The 20,692-nt window shown below is 60.6% G+C and carries 20 protein-coding genes; 16 read left to right on the forward strand and 4 right to left on the reverse strand.

The genetic code is table 11. The features are described from left to right. Positions 1-22: 22 nt before the first annotated feature. Complete coding sequence (locus tag AC10V3_RS09160; protein WP_022534917.1) at positions 23-826, forward strand: SDR family NAD(P)-dependent oxidoreductase; 804 nt, start codon at positions 23-25, stop codon at positions 824-826. A gap of 36 nt (positions 827-862) precedes the next feature. Here the strand turns inward: AC10V3_RS09160 and AC10V3_RS09165 are convergent, their stop codons facing one another. Beyond that, positions 863-1,093, reverse strand: a complete 231-nt coding sequence (locus AC10V3_RS09165) for a hypothetical protein (protein ID WP_349606031.1) — start codon at positions 1,091-1,093, stop codon at positions 863-865. Here AC10V3_RS09165 and AC10V3_RS09170 point away from each other — a divergent pair. From AC10V3_RS09170 to AC10V3_RS09195, 6 genes are all read left to right on the forward strand, one after another. After that, positions 1,086-2,066, forward strand: coding sequence for a Bug family tripartite tricarboxylate transporter substrate binding protein (locus AC10V3_RS09170; protein WP_022534918.1), 981 nt, complete (start codon positions 1,086-1,088; stop codon positions 2,064-2,066). The two genes, AC10V3_RS09165 and AC10V3_RS09170, sit on opposite strands and share 8 nt — an antisense overlap. Positions 2,067-2,180: 114 nt before the next feature. Beyond that, the gene (locus tag AC10V3_RS09175) at positions 2,181-3,158 is read left to right on the forward strand and encodes a Bug family tripartite tricarboxylate transporter substrate binding protein (protein ID WP_022534919.1); all 978 of its coding nucleotides are present in this window, start codon (positions 2,181-2,183) and stop codon (positions 3,156-3,158) included. Positions 3,159-3,390: 232 nt separating this feature from the next. Beyond that, a complete protein-coding gene (locus tag AC10V3_RS09180) occupies positions 3,391-4,464 on the forward strand; it encodes a porin (protein ID WP_051369727.1) in 1,074 nt (357 codons plus the stop codon). 356 nt (positions 4,465-4,820) lie between these two features. Beyond that, positions 4,821-6,299, forward strand: coding sequence for a group II intron reverse transcriptase/maturase (ltrA, locus tag AC10V3_RS09185; RefSeq protein ID WP_022535554.1), 1,479 nt, complete (start codon positions 4,821-4,823; stop codon positions 6,297-6,299). A gap of 236 nt (positions 6,300-6,535) precedes the next feature. Further along, positions 6,536-7,597, forward strand: coding sequence for a phosphotransferase family protein (locus AC10V3_RS09190; RefSeq protein ID WP_022534922.1), 1,062 nt, complete (start codon positions 6,536-6,538; stop codon positions 7,595-7,597). 791 nt (positions 7,598-8,388) lie between these two features. Continuing rightward, positions 8,389-8,823, forward strand: a complete 435-nt coding sequence (locus AC10V3_RS09195) for a LysR substrate-binding domain-containing protein (RefSeq protein ID WP_349606930.1) — start codon at positions 8,389-8,391, stop codon at positions 8,821-8,823. A gap of 43 nt (positions 8,824-8,866) precedes the next feature. On the opposite strand, the gene AC10V3_RS09200 is transcribed toward AC10V3_RS09195, so the two are convergent. Further along, positions 8,867-10,300, reverse strand: a complete 1,434-nt coding sequence (locus AC10V3_RS09200) for an ISKra4 family transposase (RefSeq protein WP_022534924.1) — start codon at positions 10,298-10,300, stop codon at positions 8,867-8,869. A gap of 585 nt (positions 10,301-10,885) precedes the next feature. Between AC10V3_RS09200 and AC10V3_RS09205 the strand changes: the two genes are divergently transcribed. Both AC10V3_RS09205 and AC10V3_RS09210 read left to right on the forward strand, forming a co-directional pair. Next, entirely contained in the window at positions 10,886-11,059 is a 174-nt protein-coding gene (locus AC10V3_RS09205) for a DUF3861 family protein (RefSeq protein WP_349606932.1), read from the forward strand. A gap of 82 nt (positions 11,060-11,141) precedes the next feature. Further along, positions 11,142-12,128, forward strand: a complete 987-nt coding sequence (locus tag AC10V3_RS09210) for a cyclase family protein (protein ID WP_349606934.1) — start codon at positions 11,142-11,144, stop codon at positions 12,126-12,128. Positions 12,129-12,378: 250 nt separating this feature from the next. Here the strand turns inward: AC10V3_RS09210 and AC10V3_RS09215 are convergent, their stop codons facing one another. Then, a complete protein-coding gene (locus AC10V3_RS09215) occupies positions 12,379-13,275 on the reverse strand; it encodes a LysR family transcriptional regulator (RefSeq protein ID WP_022534926.1) in 897 nt (298 codons plus the stop codon). Positions 13,276-13,379: 104 nt separating this feature from the next. Between AC10V3_RS09215 and AC10V3_RS09220 the strand changes: the two genes are divergently transcribed. The 6 genes from AC10V3_RS09220 (at position 13,380) to AC10V3_RS09245 (ending at position 18,201) form a co-directional block, all read left to right on the forward strand. Continuing rightward, a complete protein-coding gene (locus tag AC10V3_RS09220; RefSeq protein WP_454751920.1) occupies positions 13,380-14,381 on the forward strand; it encodes a Bug family tripartite tricarboxylate transporter substrate binding protein in 1,002 nt (333 codons plus the stop codon). A gap of 16 nt (positions 14,382-14,397) precedes the next feature. Further along, a complete protein-coding gene (locus AC10V3_RS09225; protein WP_041681032.1) occupies positions 14,398-15,444 on the forward strand; it encodes an alpha/beta hydrolase in 1,047 nt (348 codons plus the stop codon). Positions 15,445-15,457: 13 nt separating this feature from the next. Next, complete coding sequence (locus AC10V3_RS09230; protein WP_022534929.1) at positions 15,458-16,183, forward strand: RraA family protein; 726 nt, start codon at positions 15,458-15,460, stop codon at positions 16,181-16,183. Between the two features lie 10 nt (positions 16,184-16,193). Next, positions 16,194-17,189, forward strand: coding sequence for a D-2-hydroxyacid dehydrogenase family protein (locus AC10V3_RS09235; protein ID WP_454751921.1), 996 nt, complete (start codon positions 16,194-16,196; stop codon positions 17,187-17,189). Then, the gene (locus tag AC10V3_RS09240) at positions 17,083-17,445 is read left to right on the forward strand and encodes an NIPSNAP family protein (RefSeq protein WP_454751922.1); all 363 of its coding nucleotides are present in this window, start codon (positions 17,083-17,085) and stop codon (positions 17,443-17,445) included. Before AC10V3_RS09235 ends, AC10V3_RS09240 begins: the two co-directional genes overlap by 107 nt. 546 nt (positions 17,446-17,991) lie before the next feature. Continuing rightward, positions 17,992-18,201 carry a tautomerase family protein gene (locus AC10V3_RS09245; RefSeq protein ID WP_022534934.1) on the forward strand — a complete coding sequence of 70 codons (210 nt, stop codon included), beginning with the start codon at positions 17,992-17,994 and terminating at the stop codon, positions 18,199-18,201. 464 nt (positions 18,202-18,665) lie between these two features. Here the strand turns inward: AC10V3_RS09245 and AC10V3_RS09250 are convergent, their stop codons facing one another. Further along, the gene (locus AC10V3_RS09250; protein WP_041681034.1) at positions 18,666-19,259 is read right to left on the reverse strand and encodes a hypothetical protein; all 594 of its coding nucleotides are present in this window, start codon (positions 19,257-19,259) and stop codon (positions 18,666-18,668) included. Between the two features lie 261 nt (positions 19,260-19,520). On the opposite strand from AC10V3_RS09250, the gene AC10V3_RS09255 reads away from it, so the two are divergent. Then, the gene (locus AC10V3_RS09255; RefSeq protein WP_022534937.1) at positions 19,521-20,594 is read left to right on the forward strand and encodes a porin; all 1,074 of its coding nucleotides are present in this window, start codon (positions 19,521-19,523) and stop codon (positions 20,592-20,594) included. Positions 20,595-20,692 lie beyond the last annotated feature (98 nt).

Raw genomic sequence — 20,692 nt, forward strand, 5'->3', positions numbered from 1 at the left:
GGTAAAAGAGTCGGGCGACAACATGAACAGTGAATTGCAGGACACACACAGCGCTGCAGCCGTCGCGCCATCGCAGCGCTTCCGGCTGGATGGGCGCGTGGTGCTGGTCACCGGTGCATCGAGCGGACTCGGCAAGCACTTTGCATCTGTGCTGGCGGAGGCCGGCGCGCGTGTCGCGCTCGCCGCGCGTCGCGTGGACAAGCTGCAACCGATCGTCGAAGTGATCTCGCAGGCGGGCGGAACGGCGTGCGCATTGGCGCTCGATGTGACCGACGCGAAAAGCATCCAGGCCTGCTTCGACGCGATACCGTGGGGTACTCCGCAGGTGGTCGTCAACAATGCCGGGGTCGCGCTGACCGGGCCGGCGCTAGAGCAGACCGAGGCGGATTTCGATGCGGTGGTCGACACTAATTTGAAAGGGTGCTGGCTGGTCGCCTGCGAAGCCGGGCGGCGCATGACGAATGCCGGCGGCGGCAGCATTGTTAATATCGCCTCGATTCTTGGCGCCAGGGTGACGGCGGGCGTTGCACCGTATGCCATCTCGAAAGCTGGCGTGATCCAGGCGACCAAGGCACTGGCGCTGGAACTGGCGCGGCACCGGATCCGGGTCAATGCGCTACTCCCCGGCTACGTGATGACCGAGATGAACGAAGACTTCCTGCGCAGCGAGGCCGGCGAGAAGCTGCGCCTGCGCATTCCCGGCCGGCGTTTCTGCCAGCTGACCGACATGGACGGGCCGCTTCTGCTGCTGGCATCGGATGCTGGCGCGGCAATGACCGGGACGACGCTGGTGGTGGATGGCGGACATCTGGTGAGTCCGTTATGAATGCCGATCTGCTGGCCCCGTGCCGCCGCTTCGATTTTAACGCGCGAGCAGAGCAAGGTGGTGCGGAATGCCCTTGAGGTCCGCTGCCCTCCATGCCGACGAGGAAAATCCCACGATGTGAGCTGTTCTTTCGAAGCTATTTTCCACCGCCTGCGTTGTGCGCTCTAATTCTGCAATGAAGGAAAGCTGGCACTGCAGGCTCCACCATTCCAGACCATAAGAAAGGCGGCCATGACAGCCGTCTACAGGAGACAAGAGCATGTCCACGAAAACCCGCCGATCGTTTCTCGCGTTCGCTGCCCAGGCCGCGTGCCTCGCTTCGCTCGGCAACCCGGTGTGGGCTCAGTCGAAGCCGGTGGCCCGGATCGTCGTCCCGTTCGCGCCCGGCGGCGGCGGCGACGTGCTGGGCCGCCTGCTGGCGGAGAAGCTTTCCGTCGAGCTGGGGCAGACCGTCATCGTCGAGAACCGGCCGGGAGGCAGCGCCACGATTGCCACCGACGTGGTGGCCAAGTCGGCGCCGGATGGCAATACGATCCTGCTGACGGTGCCGCTGCTGGTGCAGACGCCATCGCTGTTCAAGAAGCTGCCATATGACCCGATCGCAGACCTGACGCCGGTCATTGACGTGGTCACCTCGCCGCTATGGGTGGCGGTCAGTACCTCGCGGACCTCAGCGCGCACCGTCAAGGAGTTCGTGGCGGACGTCAAGGCGCATCCGGGCAAGCATAGCTTCGCCTCGCTCGGCAACGGCTCCTCCGCACATGTGCTCGGCTCGCAGTTCAACGCAGTGGCCGGGCTGGACATGATCCACGTGCCCTACAAAGGCTCTGCCCCGGCGAGCGTGGCGCTGGTCGCGGGCGAGGTGTCACTCACGATTCTGGATATCGTCACGCTGAAGCCGCAACTGGCATCGGGCAAGATCCGCCTTCTGGCGGTCACTGGCGGCAAGCGGTCGCCGTTGACGCCCGAGGTGCCGACGCTGGCTGAGCAAGGCTATCCGGGCTTCGATCTGCCGACGTGGGCCGGGCTGTTCGTCCCCAGCAAGACCTCGCCAGAGATCGTCCGCAAGCTGCACGCGGCGACCGTGAAGGTTCTCCATCAGCCTGATGTCGTATCACGCCTCGGCAGCCTTGGCTACATGCCCGGCGGGCAGTCCCAGGAATCGTTCGCCAAGGGAGTCGGCGCCGAAAAAGTGCGCTGGGCCGAGCTGATTGGGAAGGCCGGGATTCAACCGGACTGATCTGCCGCTGCCGGCCCCGGTGGGGCCGTTCAGTCGCAACCATGCTGTGACATTTGCCACTGCGCATACGCGCAGAGCCCCCTTTTTTTCTTCCGAATTTGTCGAGGTGATCCAATGACGTGGATTTCATTCCCCCGCCGGCGTGCCCTGATGGCGATGCTGGTTCTGCTGTGCGGCCCGGTTGCGGCCCAATCGTACCCCGACAAGCCAGTGCGGGTCGTAGTGCCGTTCCCCGCCGGTGGCGGTACCGATGTGGTCGCGCGCATCGCCGGTTCGGCGCTGCAGGTCAATATGAAGCAGGCCATTGTGGTCGACAACCGGCCCGGCGCAAGCGGCGTGATCGGCAGCGACTATGTCGCCAAGGCCCAGCCTGACGGCTATACGTTACTGTTCACGATTCCGATCCTGCTGCAGACTGCCAGCGCGATGCCGAAGATCCCGTATGACCCGCTGCGCGATTTCGTTCCCGTGACCACCCTGGTTAGCGCGCCGCTGTGGCTGGCAGTCAGCACCAGCCGCGTAAAGGCCACCGATTTCGCAGCATTCACCAGCGAGGCGAAAGCCACCACCAAAAAGTGGGAATACTCGTCGTTCGGCAACGCCTCGTCGTCGCACTTGTACGGCCACGCATTGAACCAGGCGCTAAGTGCCGGCATGCTCCACGTCCCCTACAAAGGCGGCAGTGCCGCGGTGCAAGCGCTGGCGAACGGGGAGGTCGCCGCGATGTGGACCGATTACCCGTCTGTGCGTCCCTATGTCGTATCCGGGAAGGTGCGCATCATCGCCTCCTCTGGCGCCAAGCGAAGCCGCCTGACGCCCGATGTCCCCACGCTGTCGGAACTTGGCTTGCCGGGTTTCGAAGCGCTCGGCTGGGGCGCCTTCTTCGCCCCCGCGGGAACGCCCCCGGAGGTCGTCAAGCGCTTGCAGACCGAGATTTCGGCGGTGACGCGCAATCCGGACGTCGTCAGGAAATTTGCCGACCTGGGCTACGAGCCCGGGGGCAAGCCGCAGCCGGAATTCGCCGCCGATGTCCGCGCCGATCAGGCACGCTGGTCCGCCTTGATCAAGGCGGCCGACATTCGGCTGGACTGAGCCTTCGAGAAGGGCGGCCCATTTGTTGCCTCGGTATGGGCCGGGGCTAACACTGCGTAAGGAGGGGCGGCGCGTTATCTCATATTTCTGAATTGAATCATCAGAAACGTTCTTCTGATGAGCAGGCAGGTAGGCAGGTAGGCAGGTAGGCAGGTAGGCAGGAAGAATAAATTGCCGCCGGGAAATGGGGAATTCCCGCAGGGTGTGCATCACATCGATAAGGAGGAGTGTTTTGAACAAGATTGGACGGGTTCGGTTTCTGGCATCGGTTATGGCGATGGGTGCAACGGGTATGTCGGCGCCGGTCGTATTCGCGCAATCCAGTGTTACGATTTACGGCGTGGCCGATACCTATCTGGAGTACAGCAGCAACAATCGTTCTGCAGTTGCGGGAGATAACAGCGCCAAGTCGGCGGTCAAGCTCACCTCTGCCGGCTTGTCCGGCCCGCGTTGGGGCTTGCGCGGCGTGGAAGATCTGGGTGGCGGCATGAAGGCCCTGTTCGTGCTGGAGAGCGGCTTCAATATCGACACCGGTACGATGGCCGACACCTCGCGCTTGTTTAACCGGCAATCCTTTGTCGGCATGGAATCGCCCTATGGACGGCTAACGTTTGGCAGGCAATACACGACGTTTTTTGACATCCTGGCCAACTTTACGCCGCTCTACTACTCGGGCACCTACGAACCGTTCTCGGTGCTGCTCGGGCCCTTGCGCGTCGATAACGCGGTCAAGTACCGCATCGCCCTCGGCGCGCTGACGGCGCAGGCTCACTACGCGTTCGGCGAACAGCCTGGCTCGATTCAGGCCAGCGCATCCTGGGGCGGCGGCGTCAGCTATGGGTCGGGGCCGTTTGCGGTCTCGGCGATCTATGACCAGGGCAATGGCCCCGACACCGCCGCCGGCATCGCCAAGTCGCGCAAGGCAGCAGTGGCCGGCACCTACACGCAGGGACCGATCCGGCTCTCGGCCGGCTACCGCTGGGGCAAGGACGTCGCCGCAAACGGTGCTACCTCGTCGCGCGACAATATGTATTGGGCCGGCATCGGCTATCAGATCGCCACGCCATTCGGGCTGACGCTCGCCTACTACTACGACGACATCAAGTCGAAGGCAGGCGTCGCCAACCCGGCCAATCCGCAACAGTACGTGTTGCAGGGAATCTACTCATTATCCAAGCGCACCGACGTCTATGGCGTGGCCGCCTACGCAAAAAACTCTGCGCTCAACTTCGCTTCGCTGCAGACGCTCGCACCGGGGAAAACCAACCAAACCGGGGTTGCGCTGGGGATTCGGCACAAGTTCTGAGTGCGCCGGGAGACCGGTAAGGAGTAGGTGGTGAAAGTCCACTGCGATGAAGGAATAGCGAACCACATCGGCCCCGAGCCGTGCGCAGGCCACCGTGAGGTGGTCAGCGAAGCGTCGGTAGGGGAACGTGCGGGCCAGCCATCGAGCCGCGATAGTTGTGTTGTTCCGGGTGCCGACGCGGTTCAGAACGCGGAAGGCAACATGAAGGGGCGCGTGAACGCGAGTGCCTCGACGACCCGGCGTGGTCCAAGACCCTGGCACGCACGGACGCTCTTTGCGCGGGAACCGGGAGATCTCTCGTCTGGCCAGTCGCAGCATGGCCTGGTCCGCATCGGGAAGGCGAGGAGCCGTAGCCGATGATGAACGGACGGGAGAAGTCAGACTCCGCCGTACTAGCGAGGAAGCCTGCGAACAATGCCGGGAAATCGGCTGCGGAGTGGGTGGAGCGAAGGGCGGGGACCAAGGGGAACATGGGTCAGTCCAACACGTGCCGGGCGCAGAACCGGGCAAGCGTGCCACAGGGGCTGGAACGTGTACGGCGAGCTGCAAGGCAGCGGAAGAAGGAGCGGTTCACTGCGTTGCTGCATCACGTCACTGCCGACCGGCTTCGGGAGTCGTTTTATGCGCTCAAACGCAACGCGGCTCCGGGAGTGGATGGCATGACGTGGAGGTACTACGAGGCAGGACTGGAGGAGCATCTCCAGCGTCTGCACACGCAAGTACTCAGCGGAGCGTATCGGGCGCTACCCGTTCGGCGGCAGTACATACCAAAGCCGGACGGCAAACAGCGTCCATTGGGGATTGCCGCACTGGAAGACAAAATCGTCCAGCGCGCGGTGGTTGGAGTGCTAAATGCGATCTACGAGGAAGACTTCCTCGGTTTCTCGTACGGGTTCCGACCCGGACGCAGTCAGCATGATGCGTTGGACGCGTTGGCAACGGCCATCATCCGCACCCCGGTGAACTGGATCCTAGACGCCGACATCCGGAGCTTCTTCGACTCGGTCAGTCAGGACTGGCTGGTTCGGTTCATGGAGCATCGGATCGGCGACGAGCGCGTCATTCGCCTTGTGCGGAAATGGCTCAAGGCGGGCGTTCTGGAGAATGGGGAACTGAGCGTCAGTGAAACCGGTACACCGCAGGGTTCGGTGGCTTCGCCACTGTTCGCGAACGTGTATATGCACTACGTGTTTGATCTCTGGGCCAACCGGTGGCGACGGCGGGAAGCTAAAGGCAACGTCATCATTCTGCGGTACGCGGATGATGTTGTGGTTGGCTTCGAGCACGAAGCTGACGCGCGGCGCTTCTGGGACGCGATGCGACAGAGGCTGGAGGAGTTCTCGCTTGCGCTTCACCCGGACAAGACGAGGCTACTGGAGTTTGGCCGCAACGCAGCGGCCAACCGCCAGAGTCGAGGCCTTGGCCGGCCGGAGACCTTCGCCTTCCTGGGCTTCATCTTTATCTGCGGACGATCGCGTCGCGGTGCCTTCCAGTTGCAGAGGAAGACTCGCGGTGATCGCATGCGGGCGAAGCTCAGGCAGATCAAGGAGGACCTGCGACGGCGCATGCACGACCCGATTCCTGCGCAAGGAAAATGGCTTGGGCAGGTGGTGCGCGGATACTTCGCGTACCACGCGGTACCAACGAACTCGCGAGCGCTCAGCGCGTTCCGTTACCACGTTGTTGACCTCTGGCGGCGTGCGCTCAGGCGCCGCAGCCAAAAGGATCATATGACGTGGACGCGGGTCGAGCGGATCGCGGATGCCTGGCTCCCGCAGCCTCGAATCCTTCATCCATGGCCGGACCGGCGCTTTGCCGTCAAACACCCGAGGTAGGAGCCGTATGCCCGAATCGGGCTCGTACGGATCTGTGCGGGGGGTGCTCAGTAATGGGCATTCCTACCGCGATGATAAGGGCGCTGGTCTCGGCACGCAAGATGTGTAGACCCTGAGTGGAGGCATATGGCCGGGAGTGGCCGTATGCCTTCGAATCTATGACGGCTCGATCGCAGTTAACAAATGGACGCTAGCGAAGATGATGAAGCGTAACGCTTTCGACGCCGAGGACAAACATGACTAACAGGCATGATTTCGCCGGCACGGTGCCGGTGCGCGAGCAGCATCAGTTCGACCAGACGGCCCTGGAGCGCTGGATGGAACAGAATGTGGCGGGCTATGCGGGGCCGCTCACGATCGACCAGTTCAAGGGCGGGCAGTCTAACCCCACATACCGCCTGACCACGCCTGGCCGCAGCTATGTGCTGCGGCGCAAACCGCGCGGCGCCTTGCTGAAGGGCGCCCATGCGGTGGAGCGCGAAGCGCGCGTGATGGCGGCGCTCGGCCAAGCGGATTTTCCGGTGCCGTATATTCACGGGCTTTGCACCGACAATTCGGTAATTGGCAGCTGGTTCTTCGTCATGAATATGATCGAAGGCCGGATCTTCTGGGATGCCAGCTTTTCCGATGTGTCACGGCATGACCGGGCGGCGTACATGGACGCGATGAACGCGACGCTGGCCCGGTTGCATACAATAGATCCCGCTTCGATCGGTCTAAGCGATTACGGCAAGCCTGGCGGTTACGTGGCTCGCCAGGTGGCGCGCTGGTCGGCCCAGTACCTGAGCGACGAACTGGCCGGTCGGCATCCCGCGATGGATCTGCTCGCCAACTGGTTGCCTCGGCATCTGCCAGCCGCCGATGAGGTTGCCATTGCCCATGGCGACTTCCGGGCCGACAACGTGATTTTTCATCCCACCGAGCCCCGGGTGCTGGCGGTGCTGGACTGGGAACTGTCGACCCTCGGTGATCCACTTGCCGACTTTGCCTACCATGTAATGATGTTCCGCATGCCGCCTGATATCCTGGGTGGCATCTCGGGGCTGGACTTGGCAGGCTTGGAATTGCCGGACGAGGCTGCGTATGTCGACGCCTATTGCAGGCGTACAGGCCGCGATGGTATCCCGAACCTCGATTTCTACATCGCCTTCAACATGTTCCGCTTCGCCGCGATCCTGCATGGCATCAAGGGCAGAGTTGCGCGCGGCACGGCGTCCAATGCCGAGGCGCATGCCATGGGCGAACGCTTTGCGCGCGTGGCCGAGTTGGCTTGGGCGCAGGCGCAGCGGGTAGGTTGAGAGCTGGACCGGGATTTCGCGTTAGCTCTTTTGCGGCGCGCATCGGTGGTCGCGACCCGGCTGCCCGGCCGCATCGACGCATATGTACCGGCCCGAAAGGCGGCCCATGCGTCTTTCATGGGCGGGGTACGGTTGAGGGATCCATAATTTTGACTTCCAGGCCACATTTTTGACGACGGCCAAACACCGTAGCTTCGAAGCACACACACTGCGGCACTGAAATTTTGCGAGTATTGCCCGTCCAGGTCATATATTCGACAGGCGGGGTAAGGTGCTTGCGCGAGGGGCTGCAGCATGTGGCCATGATTGAGCAAACCGTCGGCGGCTCATCGTCATCAAGGAGTTGGACAAGAGGTTCAAGAAAAAGGAGCGGCCAAGCGGCAGTAATGTCAGGCAGGTGGATCTGGCGCGGCCTGGTTGCCGGTGCCAGTTTTGGTTACGATCGCCTACCTTGCTTCAACACTACGGCAGCATCTATCCGATTTTCAGAACCGTTCCGACTTCATACCGAATCTAAGCATCGACACCGAGCTGATGCTCGTTTGCGGCCGCTCGGCATCTCGCCGGGACGGCCGTTCTTTTTTGTGCGAATGGAATGAAAGGCGCCGCGCGCCGGCGGCGCAGTTTGCTGACAAACGGTTGAGGAGTGGCCGAATGTCAGCGCAGGAGTGCAGAATTCAGGTACCAGCGCGCTGGCCGCCGGCCGCCCCCCAAATGAAGGACCGCTTCCCGGGCGATGGGAGAGGGGTGTGGGTGACGGCCGGAGCGTCGACGAAGAGCCGCGCCTCGGTATGCAAGTGCCTGCCCTCACCCCTGTCCCTCTAGTGCTTTCCACCGCATTGAGCAATCCGCTGGCCGAGAGCAATGGCGTCGATTTTATCGATACGCTGGACTATGACGTCATCGGCCTGCCGGAAGCCAGCGCGATCCACAACTTCCTCAAGCGCGCTGGGGCGAACCTGCAGCGCGAACCGCGTTGGCGCGTCCAGGTCAGCAACTTCGAGACCGCGTGCCGGATGGTCGAGGCAAATGTCGGTGTCGGCGTTCTGCCCGAGAGCACCGCCGCGCGCCACGCCCATACGATGGCGCTGCGCATCGTCAAGCTCAACGACGAATGGGCCGAGCGCAAGCTGCAGATCTGCGTGGCCGAACTCGGCGCCTTGCCACTGTTTGCGCGCAAGCTGGTCGACCTGTTGGTCGAGGACGGCCTCGGGCGCCAGGACTGACGGCGCCCCCTCAGCCGCTAGCCGCTACTGTTGCCGGAAGCCGTTAAAAAGCCCGGGACGGTCGCTGCCAGGGCCAAGACACACGTCGCTGGCCAATCCATGGGAAATCTCGTTGAGCGAGTTCGTGAAATTCCTGGTTCAAGAGCGCGACGCGCACTTGCACGACGCGGTGTGCCCCGGTACGACTCCAACGCATATGTTGGCTCTTACACATGCGGCGACCAATGATTCGATTGATAGATGACTCGACGAAGCCAGTCGCGATTCGTCGGCCAACACGCTGCCGGGCACGATAGTCGATTAGCGACTCAAGGTTGCTATTGAGGTAGCTGATCAAAGCTATAAGCTTGCAATGTGCTTGTCTTGCTTGGCGTCTCGCGTTTGGGTCGAGTCGTTCGCGCAGCTCAAGCAGGCAACACAGCTCCTTAGCGAGCTTCTGCCAACGAAACGTTTGTCCGGTCCAGACGAAGCTGCGAAAGCGAACAAACAAATCCCAAAGCTCGAACGCTGACCCGTTAGCCGTAAGGCGTCCATACGCCAGAGGAGCGATAGCTTGATCTACATATCGCATCATTCGACCGATGTGCGCCCAGTCGAGTACCCATTCGGTATCGAACGGAAGGTCGTCAGCAACGCCGGCAAGATCCAGGGCGCCGTCAGTCACGACGCAGACCTCATTAGGATCGTCGTACCCGCTGTCCACGAGGAATTTTGTCATTTCCTCCTGCAATCGCTTGGTGCGTGGCATGGCGGAAGCCCAGACCCGTGGTTGGCTGCCAGGCTGGCCTAACGCCGCAACCACGACGGCTATCGATGATGACGTCTTCCTTGCGCGATTGTCTTTGCCTGTTCCCTTGCCATTATTTCGCGCTCGCCTAACATAGCCGACATCAATCCCTAGCTCAGCAATTGGACTTTCCTCCTTGCACCATCGCCGCACGGGCAATGCGTCCTGTAGGGATTTGCCGACGGCCATTGTGTGATTGCGGATCGTCACGTGACTATCGCGTCCGGAGGTAGGTAACAAAAGGTCCATGACCTGCTTGGCCTGCCGGTAGGGCATCGTGGCGCCGAGTTCAGCATGCAGCCATCGTAGCTCGCTCGTGCTTGCCTCCTTAACGTAGTTCTTAAGCGGCGACACATACCTGGATCGGTCCGCACCACACTTGCATGCTTTCCATCGATCGCGGCAGTAGTAGACCTTGCCCAGGGTGGTCTTCAATTCGGAGGAATGCCCGTCATGCACACGACGGAGCGCGCCGCAGGCTTTACAAGCTCGCTGCAACGCGCAGTAGCGATCGATCTGCTCTACGACAAATTCCTGCTGAACGCTATTGACTAATGATTTGCCTTCTGCAAGGGACAAGCCGACGTCGCCGGGTTCGCCGGAGTCGGCGCGGTGGAACCGCATCAACTCAACCCGTTTGACCGCGGTGGCTTCGCCATCATCGAACTCGAGAACGATCGTGCATCGCATGTCGACTCCCCGCCTCTTTGATATCGAGACGATACTCCGATGCATGGCGGCATCCCAGGGTTTTTAACGGCTTCCTGCAACACCGCCGCCGATCAACTGTTGATCCCAGTGCGTGTCCGATGTTGCCCCCTGGCCGAGGGCCAGTCGATTCGCTGCCGATCGCCTCCGGAGCATCGCCTTCCGCAGCGTCAAGGCCCAACAAGGAGCAAGGTGCTGTTGAGTGGTCAAATTCATAAGATATTTTACTGAGTGTAGTAGAAATAACTGTTTGCCATATTAATGAATTCGCTCTTTAATTTGCAAAAAGCACGACAAGCAAAACTGGAACAACCGCATCAACCGTCGTGAGCCCCCGATCAAATCGATGGGAAGGGCCCCGGTCACAGGCTAAAACTGTATGACCATCTTCTTTCTCTCCTCCAAAACGGCATGAAAGATATCGGTTGTGAATTTTCAATAAAAACCTGAAGTGGCTTGCATGAGGCAGCATCGCTATCGAATAACTGTCGAGCATCTCACCGATGCAAATGGGCAGCCACCAACCAGGCAAGCCACCTATCTTTCAAAGTCTGAAATCACGCCGATATGCTTGGCATCGTCGAAGAAATTCGAGCACGCGGAGGCTTCGAGACACAGACAGCCACCTCCTTTGCAGTCTGTTTGAAATTATTTGGAGAGGTGATTCTGAAGCATCGCGGACACCCACTGTTCACGGAGTTTGCACCACACTTTCAAAAATTCATGCAAAAAATCAAGTAAGAGACATAAAACCTTTCTCAACGCGCACGGTGATTCCCACGCCTTATATAAATAATCTTCCAATCAATCTTCCGTCACACTCATGAATAGACTACACACCATCATCGCCCTTGGCTTGGCTGCATCCGGAGCTATCATGCTTGCCGGTTGTGGCGCTTCCCATGCGCAAGCAAGCGCGGAAGAGGCGGAGGAGACTCGGTTCATCGATCTTACATACCCCATCCCGACCTTCGAGCCCTTGCCTGGGAAGCCCACCGAAGCCGATCTGACGAAGCCGCTGGGTGAAAGCAAACCGATCCCGAGCTTCTTTCCTCAGGCTGTCTTCGTGCCAAGCGTCAACCCCATGGACAGTGGCCATTTCTATCGGGGCATACTCCGGATCGCCGAGCATCATGGGACGCACATCGATGCTCCGTCTCACTACGTGAACACCCAGGCAACCCTTGAAGCTGGCGCGGTCAAGCCCAAGTTTCAGAATGAGCTTACGCTGAAGGATCTCACCGGATCTATCGTATTCATTGACATCAGCAAGCGGATTCAACAGGAGCTGGACAAGAATGGCGGAGTTCCAAGCCCCGATAGAAGGAGGACCGACTTCTCTGAAAACTCCGGCAACAATGTCACAGTTTCCGACATCGACGCTGTTGCAGGTCAGATCAAGAATAATTCGTGGATTGTGGTCAATAGTGGTTGGGGAAAGTTCTTCAACGACCAAAACCTGGACACTTCTCCATTTGTGAATGGTTGGAACTTCCCCGGTGTTAGCAAGGCGGCGCTGGATCGATTGATTGAAATCGAAAACCAAAATGGCATCCGAGTAAACGGAATAGCAACAGACAATCTCGGCATCGACAGCGGCGAGACGGAGCGTGGCGAAGGCGATCAATGGAATCACTCCTACCACTCCCACGTCAGAGGATTGCAGCGCGGCTGGAAGTTTGTCGAAAATATTGCAAATTTGGATGAACTGGCCGCGCATAAAGCCAAAAAGTGCACGTTGATTATTGGGGCGCTGCCAATCGAAGGAGGAAGTGGCAGCCCGTCGCGCGTTATGGCTGCGTGCAATTAATCTATTTTTTGTCATGATCTGCCAGCGGATACCAATGTCCGCTGGCAATCTGCATTTTTGTACCTTCTTTTCGACAGGCGCTCTATTCACGAAATATAGTAGGCGCTCCCAGTCGGAGTCGAAATCTTACGCGCAACCGGTTGGCGACGATGCTCTCGCATCATTGAGGTGAAGCCTGGGCATAAGACAGTCGACACCCCTCAAGTGGTTGTGCGGTTCAATCACGCTGCGTGCCCGTCAGCATTGGGCGTCAGGACTCTGTATGTACGCACCGTACAAGATGCTCCGCAAACGCATTGGCCGCCGGCGACAACGCGACGCCGGCTCGATGCACCATCAGCACGTCGCGTTCGATCACAGGCTTTTCCAGCCGCTTCCATGCGACGCTGGCATTACCCAACAGCTCTGAGGCGTGTGCGGGCACGATGGCGACGCCAAGTCCAGCTTTCACTAGAGCAATTAACGTGCCACTGTAGGTTGCTTCCAGCGCGGGCTCGAACGGCAACTCCCCTGCAACGAATCCAGCCTGCGTCAGCTCCCTGAAAACACTTCCGCTGCGCAAAGTCAGCAGTGGAAAACCTTTGAGATCCTGCCATGTCAGCCGCCCCAGGCGCGCCAGCGCATGGCGCCGAGGAAAAACAGCCACAAGCGGTTCTGAGAAGAGCAGAACGCTGGACAGGTCGTCCTCCGTTCGTCGGAACGTGCCGATGCCCAAATCCGCTATGCCAGAGCGGACGTTCGGCAGAACCTGATCCGTCAAGGAGTCCAGCACGAGTGCATCGACGCCTGGGTGCTCGCTGCGGAATGTCGCAAGGATCTTCGGCAGCAAGGTGCTCGACAGGATCAGCGGCGCGGCGATGACGACGCGACCGCGTTGCAGCGCCAAGAGCTTGTCGACGTTGCCTACAGCGTGTTCCAGTTCGCTGAGGATGCGTTGCGCACTCGCGAAGAACTCCTGCCCCACCGCTGTGGGACTAGTGCGGCGGGTGGTGCGGTCAATGAGCTGTGTTCCCAATGCGGTCTCCAGGTCACGAACCAGTTGGCTGAGCGCCGATTGCGTCAAGTGCATCGCGTTCCCCGCAGCAGTAAAGCTCCCTTTTTGCACGACGAGCACAAAGGCACGCAGCTGTCGGATGGTCACATTCATAAGCAATGTCGCTGAATTAATTAGAAATAACTGTTTGCATTATGAATCAAATCGCTCTGTAATGCACTAAAACACAACCTATTAAAGCCAACACGGAGACCTCAATGAAGAGACGAACCTTTACTGCGGCACTGACAACTGCCGCATTCGCATGGAAGCCACTCGTGGCCGGCGCCCAAACGGCGTCGCCGAGTTCGGGACAAGCTTGGCCTACCAAGCCCATCACCTATGTCGTGCCGTTCACGCCCGGTGGAACAACCGACATCGTCGGACGCGCGATCAGCACGGGGCTCTCGAAGACCCTTGGTCAGCCGATGATCGTGGACAATAAGCCGGGTGCTGCCGGTGCGATCGCTGCTCGTCTCGTTGCGAAGGCTCATCCTGATGGCTACACGTTGCTTGGCGGAACGATCAGCACTCACGCCATTAATCCGGGGCTCTACAAAGACCTGGGCTACGACCCGCTCAAGGACTTTGAGCCCATCACGCTGGTTGGGATGGTCCCCAATGCGTTGTACGTCAATGCACAACTGCCGGTTCGCTCGGTACAGGACCTCATCGCACTGATCAGGAAGGATCCGGCCATGCGCACGTTCGCGTCTCCGGGTGTGGGGTCGTCCACGCATCTGGCGGGCGAGCTTTTCGCCGATCTGATCGGCGTGCCGCTTACGCATGTGCCCTACCGGGGGCAGCCAGAGGCATTGCAGGACGTGGCGGGCGGCCGGGTCGCGTTTCTGTTCGATCAGTTGACTGCCGGTGTCCCACTCGTCAACGCGGGCAAGCTCAGGCTGCTTGCCGTGACGACGCCCAAGCGTACTGCCGCAGCGCCAGACACGCCGACGATGGAGGAAGCCGGCGTCAAGGGCTTTCAGGTAGCGGCCTGGCAGGCCGTGTATGCGCCCAAAGGCACTCCCAAAGTGATTCTCGACCGTCTGAACACGGAGATCGTCAAGCTACTCAAGACCCCCGAAGTTCGCGACAGGCTCGGTGCAAGTTCCGGCATCGAAGTGGTCGGCAGCTCGCCTCAAGAACTGACACAGTTCATGCAAAGCGAGATCAGGCGCTGGGCCGAACTCATCAAGAAGGCCAATGTGCAGATCAATTAGACCGGGGGAGAGATTCATGAAATGCTCAATAGGAATACTGGCCATGTCGGTCGCGGTGCTTGCCGGTTGTGCAGGAGCGCCGCGTGGGCAGGAGGACGCCATCGCGCTCAAGAGCGTGCGCGGCTACCACATCGGCGGCGAACGCAAGACGCTGAGCGGCCTGCCGGTCAAGGAGATCCGTACCAATCCACAGGCGCCGATCCGCAAATCCGATCCGAATGGCGACTACCAAGTCGGGCAGTTATACGTGCAGCAGTTCACGCTCGCGTCGCCGCGCGCCAAGGTGCCGCTGCTGCTGTGGCACGGCGGTGGGCTCTCCGGCGTGACGTGGGAGACCACGCCCGACGGACGCTCCGGCTGGCACGAGTATTTCATGCAAGCGGGCTACGACACCTTCGTCTCCGATGCCGTGGAGCGTGGCCGTGCTTCGTGGGCGCGCTATCCGGAGATCAATCCCAGCGAACCCGAGCACCGCACCATCGACCAGGCCTGGGACATCTTCCGCTTCGGCCCTGCCGGTGGGTACTCGGCGAACGTCGGCAAGCAGAAAACCTACCCGGGTGTGCAGTTCCCGGTGGCGCAGATCGACCAGTTCACCAAGCAATTCGTCGCGCGCTGGAGCAGCAGCGATGCGTGGATCCAGAAAGCCTACGACGAGCTGGTGCAGCGGGTGTGCCCCTGCGTGATCATGGGCCATAGCCAGGCCGGCCAGTTCGTGTACACGGCGGCGCAGCATGCGCCGGACAAGGTCAAGGCAGTGGTGCTGATCGAACCGGTGTCCGCTATCGACCCAGCCAAGGAAGACCCGGCCCGCGTCAAGCACATCCCGCATCTGACCGTGTGGGGCGACTACGTGTCTGAGAGCGCACTGTGGACGCGGTCCCGCAACACGGTCGAGACATACACCAACGCCATCCGCAACGCAGGCGGCACGGCCGACACGATCGATCTGCCCACACTGGGCATCCGCGGCAACAGCCACATGGTAATGATGGACCGCAACAGCGACGACGTGGCCCGGCTGGTGCGCAACTGGATGGTCAAGCAAGGACTTGAGAACTGAGGAAGGACTGTTTATGAGCGACAAAAAACTGACAGGAAAAATTGCCCGCGAACGCATCGGGCTGATGGAGGTGCCGCGCCCGCCTGAAGGGCTGGTCGAGCGCTTCAAGGCGCTCGGCGATGCGAGCAGCGTCGTCTCGGACATCCTGGACGAGCTGGGCATCACGGGGGCGCAGGGGGCTTCGCAGTTCGTTCCCACGATCGCGGGCGCGTGCATCGTCGGCCCGGCTTTGACGGTGCGCAACATCATGCTGCGCGAGCACCCTTATGAGTCGGCTCGTAAGCATGCGAACCGCATGGCCGAGTTCGAGGCGCACAACCTCGCCTTGCCGGGCGACGTGGTTGTCATTGATGGCGTGACCGGCGTCTCCAACATGGGCGGCATCTCAGCCCAGACAGGAAAGCGGCAAGGTGAGGCAGGCGCCATCGTCAGCGGCGCGATCCGCGACATTGGGCACTCTAGAAGCGTGGGCTACCCGCTCTGGGCGACGGAGATTTCGCCGGTCACGGGCAAGTGGCGCATCGAAACCGTCGAGATCAACGGCGACGTGGAGATCGGCGGCATTCGGGTCTCTCCGGGCGACATCGTGCTGGCTGACGACACGGGCGTGTGCTTCATCCCGCGCGCAAGGGCCGAAGAAGTGCTCGTGCTGGCGGAGAAGAAGGCCGCCGCCGAGGCCCGCAAATGCAAGCTCATTGAGGAAGGCTGCCCCGTGGCCGACCTGCCATCCAACGCCTGAGGATATTTCCATGAAGATCGCTATTCTCGATGACTATGCGGACATCGTCCGCCATCTGGACTGCTTCCGGAGCCTGCAAGGGCACGAAGTTTCCATTCTCAACGAGCACATCGCCGACCTCGACGCGCTGACCCGGCGCGTGCAGGAAGCAGATGCGCTGGTGCTGCTGCGCGAGCGCACGGTGATCGACGAGGCGTTGCTGAGCCGGTTGCCGGGGCTCAAGCTCATCAGTCAGAACGGACACGTGCCGCACATCGACCTGGATGCTTGCACCCGGCATGGCGTGGCTGTGTGCTCCGCGCTCACGTCGCGCCCTTCCTATGCGGCGGCTGAACTGACCTGGGGGCTCATCATTGCCGCCATGCGCCATATCCCCTTCGAGGCCCATGCGTTGAAGAACGGAACCTGGCAATCATCCATCGGGCGCGGGCTGCGCGGGCGCACCCTGGGCATCATGGGCTATGGGCGCATCGGTAAGGTCATTGCCAACTACGCCAAAGCCTTCGAGATGAAAGTGCTGGTGTGGGACCGCTACCTCGACCAGGCCATCAAGGACGGACACGCTGTTGCCGCAAGCCGCGAGGCGTTCTTTGCCGAATCCGACGTGCTGACGCTGCACGTGCGGCTGAACGACGAGACGCGGGGCTTCGTGACCCCCGAAGACCTCGCGCGGATGAAGCCCACCGCGCTCCTGGTCAACACGAGCCGGGCTGAGCTGATCGCCCCTGGCGTGCTGGCCGCGGCGCTGAAGGCTGGCCACCCCGGCATGGCCGCCGTCGACGTGTTCGAGAACGAACCGGTCACCGGCGCCGCCGACCCGCTGCTGTCGTTGCCGAATGCGCTTTGCACGCCTCACATTGGTTACGTGGAAATCGACAACCACGAGATCGCCTACGGCAATGCGTTCAAGCAGGTGCTGGCCTTTGACGCAGGCTCGCCGATCAACGTTCACAATCCGGAGGCCGTCCAGGGGATGCCGTTCGAGGCAGCCCAGGTGGCCCACTGATTGCCATGATCGTCGAGAACGCCTCTACACGATCAAGCCCGAGCACATGAAGGAATACCTCTCGCTCTACGAGCGGGAGGGCGCACCGATTCAGACGCAAGTCCTGCACTTGCTCGGACACTCTTCGCCGGACACGGGCGTGCTGCATCAAGTCATCCACCTGTGGGCCTACGACAGCATGGAAGACCGAGCCCGCAAGCGCGCTCAGCTGCGTGATGCGCCGGGATGGAAGGAGTACGCAGCCAAGGTCAGTTGAAGCCGGTTTTGGGGCTATTATAATAATCCCGGCGCCACCAATACCGACCGGGTCAAGAATGCGCTGGAAACCGAATCCAGGCTTACTGGAAAGTCCGAGGCTGAACTGCTAAAGGCGAACGAGGATCGGATCCCGCTCGGCAGGTACGCCCGCCCGGAAGAAGTTGCGCCTATTCCTCGCGTCGAATTGCGCAAGCTACGTGACTGCGGCGTTGGTCACCATGGATGGTGCTCTGAATCCGATGGTGGTGTGAGCGCAAGCAAGTTTGTCGAGGGCGCGCGGGTATGCAACTGGGAGTCGGTCCGCCTCGTGGCTCGGTATGGTTCTCGGCCTGCGTCACGTCTTCTGAAACGATGCTACGAAAAAAGTCGCGAGCGCTTGTTCGCGGCGCAACAAGGCCCAAAGGGTGAGCGCGTGAGCGTGGGGGCTACGCGCTACGATCGAGATCGCCCCCCCAACATATGAGCGGTCCAAGACTGGTGGCAATCCAGAAATGATGCACCAGGGCCGGTCACATTTTCATTCCATTTCACTTGGAGAACCGTAATGCCGATCATTCAAATTACCATGGTCAAAGGTCGTCCCGATGAGCTCGTCAAGCATTGCATCAAAGGCATCGCGAATACAGTTCACGAGACCCTCGGGGTACCGCTTGAAAGCGTACGCGTCATTGCGTGCGAAGTGCCAGCCACGCACTGGGCTGCGGGGGATGTGACCAAGGATGAGCAGCGTGCGCAAAAGGGCGCTCCGCAATAGACACTGTCTTCGGCGTGTTCCCTGCCATCGCAGAGTGCTAGGAGAAGGGAAAGCGAATACCTTGCCGGTATCTTTCCCGCTGCCGCGAGAAGACAAAAAGACGAGAGACTGACGAGGGATGAATGGCGGCAGCAGGCCACCGCCACGGTCTACGTGGAGACCTGCCCTCGGGTTGCCGTCCGCAGGAGGATTCAGGTGCGAGGGACCAGCTTCTTTGGTCCCTCATCCTTCAGTCCTACGCGCTTGTGCTGCTATGCGAATCCGAGAGGAAATCGCAGCGCGAACTGGGCTTCACAGTGGCATTTGGCTTTGACCCATTATGTGAGTTCGTCGTGCTTTGGGATCCAGACATCTTCGTGCGAGAGGAGGAGTTTGTCGAGCTGCGCTGCCATCAGCGGACGGCCACGGAAATTGCCGTATGAAGACCTGCTACTAGCGTGAACGGGCCCCGACGTAGCTGCTCGTCACAGCCGCTCAAGTAGCCCCTTGGCTTGCCACAAGTCAGCGGTGTCGAAGCCTTCCGTGAAGGAGCCGCGAATTTCGGCAAGCATCTGCCGCGCTGCCGTCTTGCCCTGTCGTTGCCAAAGCCGAGCCAAGCTCAGCGCCGCTCGCAGCTCCAGCGACTTGGCACGTTGGTGGCGCGCCACTGCGATGGCTTTGTGAAAACACACTTCCGCCGTGTCGTCGCCCGTGGATCCATCGGTCCGAGCGCTTGGCTCATGAACCAGCAGTTCACCTTTGAGTCGATGCAGCTCCGCTTCGTAGTAGCGTTCCCCGGTTCTGTTCAGCATGGCCATTGCCTCGACCAGCGTATTCTGGCCTGCCTCGGCTTGCCCCGCGTTCCCATAGGTTTCGGCCAGCAGGGCCAGAAAGTATGACCTTCCGAGTTGTGCGCCCGTGGCCTGATAGGCGGTCAGGCCACGACGTATTAGGGCAATTCCTTCCTCGCCATGTCCGAGCGAGGCCAGCGCCCGGCCCTGAAAGATAGTTCCCCACGCCAGGTGAAGCGGAAACCCCTGCTCGGTCGAAAGCGTGACGGTCGCCTCGGCGCAGTCCATGGCCAGTTGCGCCTCATGCCGCACCTGATGTAGCTCGGTGGTAACGGCCGGCGCTGGCGAAGCCGGCCAACCCTCATGATGGGCACCATCTGCTTCTACACGTAAGACATCTGATGTTGATGCGTAAACCGCATCAATTCATCGAAACATTGCAATTCCCATTTTCCGTTGATCCCTACAAACTGGCTTCGAGTCGCCATCCGTCGTTTGCGCGGCCGCAAGGGCGGGGCGAAATACCAAAACAAGCCATGGGGAGATTGAATGAATATCAAGCTGGCGCGGGGGAACCGGGTAAACAGGAAGCTGGCGGCGGGAGCCGTCCTTGGTTTCGTCATCACTGGTGCCGTTCAGGCGCAGACCTCGTCCGGGGTCAACCTGTACGGCATTATCGATACCACGGTCCGCTATTCGAACAATAATGCGGGCGACAACAACTTGGCCGAATTGACCGACGGGTACTTCAACGGCTCGCGCTGGGGCATGCGCGGCAACGAGGCGCTCGGGGGCGGTCTGTCCGCCATTTTTAATCTGGAAAGCGGCTTTGATCCGACGACTGGGATATCGTCGCAGGGTACCGCAACGGCAAACTACGGTCAGCAAAGCACGGGCGGACAGGGACGCTTGTTCGGTCGGCAGGCCTGGGTGGGGCTGAACCACGACACCCTCGGCAAAATGACCTTTGGCCGGCAGTTCACCACGGCCTACGATGCCACGTCGCGTTTCCAGCCGAATGGGCATCCGAATCTGGACGCCGTTACTATCCTCAACGGCTATACGGGGCCGCGCCAGGACAACATGGCCAAGTACTTTGGGCAATGGGGCGCGCTATCGGCGGGCGCGCACTATACCTTTGGCGAGGTGGCCGGCCATATGAAGCGCAGCTCCAGTTATGGCGTCTCGCTGGGCTATAAGCAGGGTCCAGTGGACCTCGGTGGCTTCTGGCAGCAGGCCAATGCGCTGACGACGCCCGAGGCGAGAAAGGTGTGGGGCCTGGGCGGCAACTACCAGTGGGGGATAGTCAAGCTGACCTTCGGCTATCTGAACAATCGATTCGACGTGAGTCCAACCCGCAATGACGTATTTACCGGTGGCTTCGCGGTGTCGGCCACGCCGGCCCTTACGCTCTCGGTGGCGTCGCACTACGACCGGCAGCGCAATGCCTCCGGCAGCCGCATCATGGTGACCGGCGTCGCCGACTACAACCTTTCGAAGCGCACGGACATCTACGCCGAGGTTGATTTTAACCGCATCAACGGTGGCTACGCGCTGCCCGCATTCATGGGCGTCAAGGGTAGCAAAGTAGGCGGCGGTATTGGATTGCGACACCGCTTCTGAGTGACGCGAGCCGTCGCGCTGGCGGATGGGCTTGCCGACCCGGCGATTCAATGCGCATCCTGCATCAATACATCATAACTAGGCAATTCCCTCCGCCG

The sequence above is a fragment of the Cupriavidus sp. PB-02 genome (genome assembly GCF_058252315.1).